At 65.5% G+C, this 11,327-nt stretch carries 8 protein-coding genes; 6 read left to right on the forward strand and 2 right to left on the reverse strand.

Annotation, left to right across the window (positions count from 1 at the left end):
- From APH30_RS23420 to APH30_RS23440, 5 genes are all read left to right on the forward strand, one after another.
- Positions 1–327, forward strand: a 327-nt coding sequence (locus APH30_RS23420; protein ID WP_177333781.1) for a chemotaxis protein CheW, incomplete at its 5' end; no start/stop codon positions are given.
- A gap of 47 nt (positions 328–374) precedes the next feature.
- Positions 375–2,399: a methyl-accepting chemotaxis protein gene (locus APH30_RS23425; protein ID WP_223809682.1), complete on the forward strand. Its 2,025-nt coding sequence runs from the start codon at positions 375–377 to the stop codon at positions 2,397–2,399.
- Between the two features lie 48 nt (positions 2,400–2,447).
- A complete protein-coding gene (locus APH30_RS23430; RefSeq protein ID WP_054913904.1) occupies positions 2,448–7,397 on the forward strand; it encodes an Hpt domain-containing protein in 4,950 nt (1,649 codons plus the stop codon).
- Entirely contained in the window at positions 7,390–7,851 is a 462-nt protein-coding gene (locus tag APH30_RS23435) for a chemotaxis protein CheW (protein ID WP_054904974.1), read from the forward strand. The genes APH30_RS23430 and APH30_RS23435 overlap by 8 nt, the downstream gene beginning before the upstream one ends.
- Positions 7,852–7,967: 116 nt before the next feature.
- Positions 7,968–8,585, forward strand: a complete 618-nt coding sequence (locus tag APH30_RS23440) for a hemolysin III family protein (RefSeq protein ID WP_054913905.1) — start codon at positions 7,968–7,970, stop codon at positions 8,583–8,585.
- Here APH30_RS23440 and APH30_RS23445 read toward each other — a convergent pair whose 3' ends face one another.
- Both APH30_RS23445 and APH30_RS23450 read right to left on the reverse strand, forming a co-directional pair.
- Complete coding sequence (locus APH30_RS23445; protein ID WP_054913906.1) at positions 8,586–9,305, reverse strand: 16S rRNA (uracil(1498)-N(3))-methyltransferase; 720 nt, start codon at positions 9,303–9,305, stop codon at positions 8,586–8,588.
- A 70-nt stretch (positions 9,306–9,375) separates the two neighbouring features.
- Positions 9,376–10,782 (reverse strand): adenosylmethionine--8-amino-7-oxononanoate transaminase, encoded by a 1,407-nt coding sequence (locus tag APH30_RS23450; RefSeq protein WP_029887358.1) that lies wholly within the window; start codon positions 10,780–10,782, stop codon positions 9,376–9,378.
- Between the two features lie 225 nt (positions 10,783–11,007).
- Between APH30_RS23450 and APH30_RS23455 the strand changes: the two genes are divergently transcribed.
- The coding region (locus APH30_RS23455) for an FAD-dependent oxidoreductase (protein ID WP_156326636.1) at positions 11,008–11,327 on the forward strand (320 nt) is incomplete at its 3' end.

An 11,327-nucleotide genomic window follows, 5' to 3' on the forward strand; every position in this document is an offset into this window, starting at 1 on the left:
TGGGTCTGCGGCGTGGCCAACCTGCGTGGCCGGTTGTTGCCGGTAATGGACCTGAGCAGCTTCTTTGGCCTGGGCCACGCCGCCCCGGGCAAGCAGCGCCGGGTGCTGGTGGTGGACCACGACGACCTGTTCGTCGGCCTGCTGGTGGACGAAGTGCTCGGTTTGCAGCACTTTACCCTCGACAGCCTGCAACTGTCCCCGCCACAGCCGTTGATTCGGGCTGCTGCGCGCTTTGTGCAAGGGCACTTCCCGCGTGAACGCAATTGGGCGATCTTCAGCCCCTTCGCCCTGGCCCAGGCGCCGGGCTTTCTCGATGTGGCGCTATAGGACCTGCGAACGTGAACACACCCGCCGCCCCCGTCACGGCCACCACCGTGACCCCGCGTACCCGCAGCATCGCGCAGATCACCGTGCTGTTCCTGATCCTGATCCTGTCGATCATCCTGCTGTTCGCCAATTTCGCTTACCTGAACACCCAGTCCAACTACGACAAGCAGTACATCGGCCATGCCGGCGAGTTGCGCGTGCTGTCACAACGCATCGCCAAGAACGCCACCGAAGCCGCTGCAGGCAAGGCGTTGGCGTTCAAGTTGCTGTCGGATGCGCGCAACGATTTCGAGCGGCGCTGGGGCTACCTGCGCCAAGGTGACAAGGCCACCGGCCTGCCGCCGGCGCCGCCCGCCGTGCGTGATGAAATGGAAGCGGTGCGGCGTGACTGGGAAAACCTGCGCAAGAACACCGATACCATCCTGGCCACTGAACAGACGGTGCTGTCGCTGCACCAGGTGGCGGCGACACTGGCCGAAACCGTGCCGCAACTGCAGGTGGAGTACGAAAAGGTCGTCGAGATCCTGCTGCAGAGCGGCGCCCCGGCCAACCAGGTGGCGGTGGCCCAGCGCCAATTGTTGCTGGCCGAGCGGATCCTCGGCTCGGTCAACACCGTGCTGGCCGGTGATGACGCGGCAGCCCAGGCGGCCGATGCGTTCGGGCGTGATGCCGGGCGTTTCGGCCAGGTGCTGCAAGGGATGCTCAACGGCGATGCGGGCATCCAGGTAACCCGAGTTGCAGATGCCGACGCCCGTGCCCGGTTGGCCGAAATTGCCGAGCTGTTCCAGTTCGTTGCCGGCTCGGTGGACGAAATTCTCGAAACCTCCCCAGAGCTGTTCCGGGTGCGCGAGGCGGCGGGCAATATCTTCAGCCTGTCGCAAACCCTGCTCGACGAGGCCTCGCACCTAGCCAACGGTTTTGAAAACCTGGCCGGCGGGCGCACCCTCGATACCGTGGGTGGCTACGCCCTAGGCCTGCTGGCCCTGGCTTCGATCATCCTCATCGGCCTGGTGATGGTGCGTACCACTAACCGGCAGCTGCGCGAGACGGCAGAAAAGAACGAACGCAACCAACAGGCAATCATGCGCCTGCTCGATGAAATCGAAGAGCTGGCCGATGGCGACCTGACGGTGACGGTTTCGGTCACCGAAGACTTCACCGGCGCCATTGCCGACTCGATCAACTATTCGGTCGACCAGCTGCGTGACCTGGTCGCTACCATCAACCACAGTGCGGTGCAGGTTGCCGCCGCCGTGCAGGATACGCAGAACACCGCGCGGCAGCTGGCCAAGGCCTCCGAGCAGCAGGCTGAGCAGATCAGCGAGGCGTCCGAGGCGGTGGGCGACATGGTCGAGTCGATCGACCGGGTTTCCGCACATGCCTATGAATCTGCCAAGGTTGCCGAGCGCTCGGTGGCCATCGCCAACAAGGGCAACGAGGTGGTGCACAACACCATCAACGGCATGGACAACATTCGCGAACAGATCCAGGACACCGCCAAGCGCATCAAGCGGCTGGGCGAGTCGTCCCAGGAAATCGGCGATATCGTCAGCCTGATCGACGATATCGCCGACCAGACCAATATCCTTGCCCTGAACGCGGCGATCCAGGCCTCGCTGGCGGGCGAAGCCGGGCGCGGCTTTGCCGTGGTCGCCGACGAAGTGCAGCGCCTGGCCGAGCGCTCGTCGTCGGCCACCCGCCAGATCGAGGCGTTGGTGCGCACCATCCAGGCCGACACCAACGAAGCCGTCATATCCATGGAGCAAACCACCGCCGAGGTGGTGCGCGGTGCCCGCCTGGCCCAGGATGCCGGGGTGGCGCTGGCCGAGATCGAAGGGGTGTCGCAGAACCTTGCCGACCTTATCCACAGCATTTCCGACGCCGCGCAGTTGCAGACCTCTTCGGCCGGGCAGATTTCCCACACCATGGCGGTGATCCAGCAGATCACTGCGCAGACTTCCGCCGGTTCTGGTGCGACCGCCGACAGTATTCGCCACCTGGCGCGCATGGCCAGCGAGATGCGCCGTTCGGTGTCTGGCTTCACCTTGCCACCACCTGCCGAGCCCAAGTGAACCGGCCTTGCGATGAGCCGTACTGATATGCCGCGCTGAGGAGTGCCCATGGCTGTAGCAGCACTAAGCCCCGAGCGCCACGATACCGTGGCGCTGGCCTGGACCAAGGCCGCCATCCTCGATTGCCTGGGCCAGGCCCGCCAGGCGCTGGAGCGCTTTGCCGGCGAGCCGGGCGAGCTGTCGATGCTGGCCTTCGTGGTCGACAACCTGCACCAGGTGCATGGTTGCCTGCGTATGCTCGAATTGCGCGGTGCAACACGGCTGGCCGAGGAGCTGGAGCTGTTCGCCAAGGCCTTGGCCGATGGCCAGGTCAGCCCGCGCGGGGATTGCCTGGGGGCATTGTTCCGCGGCCTCGAGCAATTGCCGGCGTACCTTGAACGCCTGCGTGGCGCGCGCCATGACCTGCCATTGGTGATGCTGCCGTTGCTCAACCAGTTGCGCGCCTGCCGGGGTGTCGAGCCGCTGGCCCAGGCCAGCCTGATCAGCGGCACGGCGCACCGCTTCGCCGGTGCCGATGACCTGGCCAACCTCGATCTGTCGCTGGGCAATTGGCGTGAACAGCTGCAGGCCGGGCCGGGCCGGGATGCCTTGCGCTCGGTAGTGACCGCGCTGTGCGACGACCTGATGCGCATCAAGGAGCGGCTTGACCAGTTCGTGCGCGGCGACCGTCAGCACCGTGAACAGCTTGACGCTTTGCTGGCGCCCCTGCGGCATGTCGCCGATACCCTCGCCGTGCTGGGCTTTCAGCAGCCACGGCGGGTGATCATCGACCAGGTGCTGGCCTTGCAGGCGCTGGCCGAGGGGGCGCGTGCCGTTGACGATGCGGTGCTGATGGATGTGGCAGGTGCCCTGCTGTACGTGGAGGCTACCCTCAACGGCATGGTCGGCCCGCTGGAGGAAAACGGCCAGGGCGGCCTGGCTGGCTCGGACCTGGCCGAGATTCGCCAGTTGGTGCTGAACGAGTCGCTGAATGTGCTGCAGCAGGCCAAGGACCTGATTGGCGATTGCCTGGAGTCCGGCTGGCCGCGGCAGCGCCTGCAACCCCTGCCGGGGTTGTTGCAGCAGGTTCGCGGGGCACTGGCCATGTTGATGCTGCCTGCGGTGGCCGAGCTGTTTGGGGGGTGTGCCGGCTATGTGCAGGGTTGGCTGCAACACCTGGAAGCGGAGCCGCCGGCCGATGAGCTGGCCCACCTGGCGCAGGCCCTGAGCGCGGCCGAGTGTTATCTGCAATGGCGTGTCGCAGATCCGCTGGCCGATGGCCAGCCCTTTATCGACACCGCACGGGCCAGCCTGGCTGCGCTCGGGGTGCAGTGTACGCAACCCACCGCCACTGAAGGCGCCGATGACAGCAGCGATGGCATCGATGATGAGCTGCGCGAGGTGTTCCTCGAAGAGGCCGGTGAGCTGTTACCGGAAATCGAGCGGCACTGGCTGCGCTGGCGTGCCGATAACCAGCAGATGGCAGCACTGGCCGATGCTCGGCGCGCCTTGCACACGCTCAAGGGCAGTGGGCGTATGGTCCATGCCGAAGCCGTGGCCGAACTGGCGTGGGGCGCCGAACACCTGTTGAACCGTGTAATCGAAGGCCGCAGGGCGCTCAGCGCCCAGGGCGTGGTGGCGCTGCAGCAGGCCTTCGTGCAGTTGCCAGACCTGCTGGCCGACTTTGCCGCAGGCCAGTTACCGCAGCTGAGCGACATCGAACGACTGGCTGGGCATCTGCATGGCCTGGCTGAAAACGACCCACCCGCGGTCGCCGACCTCGATGGCCTCGACCCGCAGTTGCTGGACATCTTCCGCAGCGAAGCGCAAGGCCACCTGGCCAGTCTCGACGCCTTCCTGCAGGGTGCCGGCGGCCATGACACGCCGGTCAGCGATGACCTGCAACGTGCCTTGCACACGCTCAAGGGCAGCGCCGCCATGGCCGGGGTGATGCCGCTTGCCGAACTGGCCACGGCCTTCGACCGCCTGGTACGCGAATACAAGGGCCACCAGTTACCGCTGCAGATGGCTGAAGTCGAGTGGCTTGAGGCTGCCCGGGCGTTGTTCCAGCTGGGCCTGGCGCAACTGGACAGCACCCCGCTGGCCGCCATTGCCGGGGCCTCGGACCTGATCGAGCGGGTTGGCCAGGCAGTGGACGAGCGGCTGGCCAGCCTGCACGCCGACCCTCGGCAGCAGCGGCGCGGCAGGCATGACCCGCAGTGGGTGGCCAGTTTCCTCGCGCAAGCGATGGATACCCTGCTCAACGCCGAATCGTTGCTGTCGCGTTGGCAGCAGCAGCCCGGCCAACGCGATGCGCTGGACACCCTGCTGGATGAAATGACCACGCTGGGCCATGCCGCGCACCTGGCCGACCTTCGCCCAATGGATGACCTGTGCGAGGCCCTGCTCGACCTCTATGGTGCCGTGGAGGAGGGCAGCCTGGCTGCCGAAGCAGGTTTCTTCGCCCTGGCCCAAGGCGCCCATGAAGCCCTGATGGACATGCTCGATGAAGTGGCGGCCGGCCAGGATGTAGCGCCGCGCCCGGAACTGGTCGAGCGCCTGCGTGCGCTGCTGGACCAGGCGCTGGCCCCGGATGCCACCGGCCTGGTGGGTATCGACGCGGTCACGCCGCTGCACCCGGACATGGACCTGACCGACGCCTTGGGCCTGGGCTTGCCACGCCCGTCACTGCCGCCGGAAGTGGCCGAGCCCCAGGTCGAGGAGGCCGAAAGCCCTGGCGAGGAGTTGTTGGAGGTATTCCTCGAAGAAAGCTCGGACATCGTCGAAAGCGCCGCTGCAGCCTTGGCCCGCTGGCAAGCCGACCCGCGCAGCAGCGTCGAGGTGGACAACCTGATGCGCGACCTGCACACCCTCAAGGGCGTGGCGCGCATGGTCGAAATCACCCCAATCGGCGACCTTGCCCATGAGCTTGAGTTTCTCTACGAACTGCTGGCCGCCGGCCGCCTGCCACCCAGTGCACCGTTGTTCGCCTTGCTGCAGAACTGCCACGATCGCCTGGCCCAAATGCTCGATGCCGTGCGCCTGGGGCAGCCGCTGCACGCGGCCACGGCGCTGATCGACTACATACGCAATTTCAGCAGCGCGGCACTGACCGACAGTGCCGCAGGCCAGGGGCCGCAAGATGCCAGCGCTGCCGAAGTGCCGGCAGCGGCACCTGAGCGCGCCGCCGGCGACATGGTCAAGGTCGATGCCGAACTGCTCGACGACCTGGGCAACCTGGCAGGTGAGCACTCGATCATCCGTGGGCGCATCGAGCAGCAGGTCAACGATGCGCAGTTTGCCCTCAACGAAATGGAAACCACCCTTGAGCGCATGCGCGACCAGTTGTTGCGCCTGGATAGCGAGACCCAGGGGCGGATCTCCAGCCGCCAGCCGTTCGAGGGCGATGCCTACGACGATTTCGACCCCCTGGAGTTGGACCGCCATTCGCAGTTGCAGCAGCTGTCGCGGGCACTGTTCGAGTCTGCCTCGGACCTGCTCGACCTGAAGGAAACCCTGGCCCAGCGCGCCCAGGAGGCATACAGCCTGCTGCAGCAACAGGCGCGGGTGAACAGCCAGTTGCAGGAGGGCCTGACTGCCACCCTGATGGTGCCTTTCGAACGCCTTGTACCGCGCTTGCAGCGGGTGGTGCGGCAGGTGGCCAGCGAGCTGGGCAAGCAAGTGGAGCTGGTGGTCGGCAACGCCGAGGGCGAACTGGACCGCAGCGTGCTCGAACGCATGGTGGCGCCGCTGGAGCACATGCTGCGCAACGCCGTGGACCATGGCCTGGAAAGCCGCGAAATGCGCCTGGCAGCGGGCAAGCCGGAGCTGGGTACCATCCACCTGAACTTGCTGCACGAAGGCGCCGATATCGTCATCGAAATGACCGACGACGGTGCCGGCGTGCCACTGGAGGCCGTACGGCGCAAGGCGATCAAACGCGGCTTGCTGGACCCGCAGGCGCACTTGAGCGACCACGAGATCCTGCAGTTCATCCTGCGCCCCGGCTTTTCCACCGCCGAGAAGATTACCCAGATCTCCGGGCGTGGCCTGGGCATGGACGTGGTGCACGAGGAGGTCAAGCAGCTGGGCGGTTCGATGAGCATCGAGTCGGCCCAGGGCAAAGGCGCGCGGTTCCTGATTCGCCTGCCGTTCACGGTGTCGATCAACCGCGCCCTGATGGTGCACCTGGGCGAGGAACAGTACGCCATCCCGCTCAATACCATCGAAGGCATCGTCCGCGTGCCGCCGGCCGAGCTGGCGGCGTGCTACCAACTGGACACGCCACGCTATGTGTATGCCGGCCACGAATACGAGTTGCGTTACCTGGGCGAGTTGCTGCAAGGCATGCCGCGCCCGAGCTTGCTGGGGCAAAGTGTGCCGCTGCCGGTACTGCTGGTGCATTCCAAGGAGCAGTCGTTCGCGATCCAGGCCGATGCCTTGTCACCCAGCCGCGAGATCGTGGTGAAAAGCCTGGGGCCGCAATTTGCCGCCGTTGCCGGGCTTTCCGGGGCGACGTTGCTGGGCGATGGGCGGGTCGTGCTGATTCTCGACCTGCTGGGCCAACTGCGTGGCCAGCAGCGCAGGTTGGCGCGCCTGCCCGGGGGCGGCAACCCGCGCCAGTTGCCCGGCCCGGTACCGCGCCGCGCCTTGCTGGTGATGGTGGTGGACGACTCGGTCACGGTGCGCAAGGTCACCAGCCGCCTGCTGGAACGCCACGGCATGAGCGTGCTCACGGCCAAGGACGGCGTCGATGCCATGGCGTTGCTGCAGGAGCACCGCCCCGATGTGCTGCTGCTGGACATCGAGATGCCGCGCATGGACGGCTTCGAAGTCGCTACGCGTATCCGCCGTGACGAGCGGCTCAAAGACCTGCCGATCATCATGATCACCTCGCGTACCGGGCAGAAGCACCGCGACCGGGCCATGGCGATTGGCGTGAACGAATACCTGGGCAAGCCGTACCAGGAGTCGTTGCTGTTGCAAAGTATCGCCCAGTGGAGCCAGACCCATGCTTGAACTGATTGCCGGCCAGCGCAGCAGCCTGACCGGGTTGTTGCTGCCCTTGGGTGACCGGACCCTGGTGCTACCGAACGTGGCGGTGGCCGAGTTGAGCGGCCAACGCAACCTGTTGTGCCAGCGCGGCGACCCGCCCTGGCACCTGGGCTGGATCGACTGGCGCCAGCAGCGCCTGCCGCTGATCGGTTTCGAGGCTGCCTGCGGTGGCGAAACACCGTGCGGGGAGCGGGCGCGGGTGGTGGTGCTCAATGCCTTGGGCGACACCGGCCTGCGCTACCTGGCATTGCTGCTGCAGGACATTCCGCGTTCCTGCAAGCTCGACAGCCAGCTCAACTATGTGGACGTGGCGCTGGGGCGGCTGGAGTTGGCCGCAGTGCAGGTGGGCGAGCAAGTGGCGCGGGTGCCGGACCTGGTTGCGCTGGAAAGGCTGGTGCGTGACGCGCAATTGCAATAGCAGCGCTCGAAGTTTCAAACTTGAAGTTGCGAGCTTGAGGGCGGTGTTCGTTTCACCGCGATCGGCTTGCAGCTTGCCGCTTGAAACTAGCCGCTCCTAGAGAGGTCTGTGTTTGCATGTATTACGGTGAACGCTTCAATGCCTGGACGCACCTGGTCGGTGCCATCCTGGCCAGCATCGGGGCCATCTGGCTGATCGTGGTTGCGGGTATGCAAGGTGACCCGTGGAAGATCGTCAGTTTCTCCATCTACGGCAGCACCTTGCTGTTGCTGTACAGCATCTCCACCCTCTACCACAGCACGCGCGGCCGGGCGAAGGTGATCATGCGCAAGCTCGATCACTTGTCGATCTATCTGCTGATTGCCGGCAGCTATACACCGTTTTGCCTGGTCAGCCTGCATGGCCCGTGGGGCTGGAGCCTGTTCGGCGTGGTCTGGGGGCTGGCAGTGATCGGCATGTTGCAGGAAATCAAGCCCCGCTCCGAAGCGCGGATCCTGTCGATCATCATCTACGCGGTGATGGGCTGGATCGTACTGGTGGCGGTCAATCCCTTGCTGCAGGCATTGGGCACCGCCGGCTTTGCCTGGCTCGCCGCCGGCGGAGTGTTCTATACCGTGGGCATCATCTTCTTCGCCCTCGACAGCCGCCTGCGCCACGCGCACGGTATCTGGCACCTGTTCGTGATCGCCGGCAGCCTTTTGCACTTCGTGGCGGTGTCGTTCTACGTGCGCTAGTTAAAAGTCGCCCCACAACTGCTGCGCCACCGACAGCGCCACTACCGGTGCGGTTTCGGTGCGCAGCACGCGCGGGCCGAGGCGTGCGGCCTGGAAGCCTGCGCTTTGCGCCTGCTCGACTTCAGCGTCGCCAAGGCCGCCTTCAGGGCCGATCAAGAAGGCCAGGGTGGCGGGCCTGGCATGGCTCGTGAGCGGCTCGGCCACCGGGTGCAGCACCAGCTTCAGCTCAGCCTGGGTGCTGCTCAGCCATTCGGCCAGGGTGGTGGGTGGGTTGATGGCCGGCAAGGTGGAGCGGCCGCATTGCTCACAGGCGCTGATTGCCACCTGGCGCCAGTGCGCCAGGCGCTTGTCGGCGCGCTCGTCTTTGAGGCGCACTTCGCAGCGCTCGCTGATGATAGGCGTGATGGCGTTGGCGCCCAGTTCGGTGGCTTTCTGGATCGCCCAGTCCATCCGCTCGCCGCGGGACAGGCCTTGGCCAAGGTGGATGTGCAAAGGCGAATCGGCCTGGCCGGCAAACGCCTGGTCGAGGCTGACGCGTACGGTTTTCTTGCCCACTTCAAGCAAATGGCCACGGTATTCCTGGCCGCTGCCATCAAACAGCTGCACGGCGTCGCCGGGGGCCATGCGCAAGACGCGGCCAATATAGTGGGCCTGGGCCTCGGGCAGGTCATGCTCGCCAAGGCTCAGGGGGGCATCGATGAAAAAGCGGGACAGTCTCATGTAGTGCTCGTTGGCAAAGGGAAACGCGCCCTGGGTCGGAGCGGCCTTGTGTCGCGAAAGGGCTGCACGATCAGCCCGGGTCGCGGAAGTCGGGGTGGAAGTTGGCCGGCACCGCCACGCTGATGCGCTCGCGGGTGGCAAGGTCGATACCTTCGCTGGCGACCTCGGCAAGGAAGTCGATCTGCTCGGGGGTGATCACGTACGGCGGCAGGAAGTACACCACGCTGCCCAACGGGCGCAACAGCGCGCCGCGGCTCAAGGCGTGTTCGAACACCTTCAGGCCCCGCCGCTGTTGCCAGGGGTAGGCGACCTTGCCCGCTTTGTCCTGGACCATCTCGATGGCCAGCGCCATGCCGGTCTGGCGGATTTCGGCCACGTGGGCGTGGTCGGCCAGGTGGGCGGTGGCGCTGGCCATGCGTGCGGCCAGGGCCTTGTTGGCCTCGATCACGTTGTCCTCGGCAAAGATGTCCAGGGTCGCCAGCGCCGCTGCGCACGCCAGCGGGTTGCCGGTGTAGCTGTGCGAGTGCAGGAACGCCCGCAGGGTCGGGTAATCGTCATAGAAGGCCTGGTACACCTTGTCGGTGGTCAGGCAGGCCGCCAGCGGCAGGTAGCCCCCGGTAAGGGCCTTGGACAGGCACAGGAAGTCTGGGCGGATGCCGGCCTGCTCGCAGGCGAACATCGTGCCGGTACGGCCAAAGCCCACCGCGATTTCGTCGTGAATCAGGTGCACGTCGTAGCGGTCGCAGGCCTCGCGCAACAGCTTGAGGTACACCGGGTGGTACATGCGCATGCCGCCGGCGCCCTGGATCAGCGGCTCCACGATCACCGCCGAAATGGTCTCGTGGTGCTCGGCCAGGGTCTGTTCCATGCTGGCGAACATGTTGCGCGAATGCTCTTCCCACCCCATGCCCTCGGGGCGCAGGTAGCAGTCCGGGCTCGGCACCTTGAGGGTATCGAGCAGCAGCGCCTGGTACGTCTCGGTGAACAGCGGCACATCGCCGACCGACATCGCGGCGATGGTTTCGCCGTGGTAGCTGTTGGTCAGGGTGACGAAGCGTTTCTTGCCTGGCTTGCCGACGTTCTGCCAGTAGTGGAAGCTCATCTTCAACGCGACTTCGATGCACGATGAGCCGTTGTCGGCGTAGAACACCCGGTCAAGCCCGGCCGGGGTCATGGCCACCAGGCGCTCGGACAGCTCGATCACCGGCTGATGGCTGAAGCCGGCCAGGATCACGTGTTCCAGCTGGTCGACCTGGTCCTTGATGCGCTGGTTGATGCGCGGGTTGGCGTGGCCGAACACATTGACCCACCAGCTGCTCACCGCGTCCAGGTAACGCTTGCCTTCGAAGTCTTCGAGCCATACGCCTTCACCGCGCCTGATCGGGATCAGCGGCAGCTGCTCATGGTCTTTCATCTGGGTGCAGGGGTGCCACAGGACCTTGAGGTCACGTTGCATCCACTGATCATTGAGGCCCATCGGCACTTCTCCTGGCTTTGCGGCGTGGTTCGACCGCGTAAGCCTAAGCAATGCCGCAGGGTAGGACAACCGCCGGGCGGCAGCAGGTAAAATTGTCAGTTGCCAAGGGCACTTGATATCACTGCGCTGGCAGGGCCGGCACGGCTGACGTATTCTTAACGCATCTCGCTCGGGGCATTTCTGCCCCTCCTCGTTCCTGTAACCTCTGACTCGGAGTTCGCCGACATGGCTGCTGCTTGGGTGCGCCTGTGCGCGTTGGTATTGATTGGTGTGTCCAGCGGCGCTGCGCTGGCGAAGGACAAGACACCCACGGCGATCGTCGTCGGCGGTGGCCTGGCGGGCCTTACGGCAGCCTATGAGCTGCAGAACAAAGGCTGGCAGGTGACCCTACTGGAGGCCAAGGCCAGCATGGGCGGGCGCTCTGGCCTTGCCACCAGCGAGTGGATCGGCAACGCCAAGGCGCAACCTGTGCTCAATGAGTACCTTGAGCGCTTCAAGCTCACGACCCTGTCGGCGCCAGAGTTCGTGCGCACCCCGGGTTACCT

The sequence above is a fragment of the Pseudomonas sp. NBRC 111127 genome, from assembly GCF_001320345.1.
GTDB lineage: Bacteria > Pseudomonadota > Gammaproteobacteria > Pseudomonadales > Pseudomonadaceae > Aquipseudomonas > Aquipseudomonas juntendi.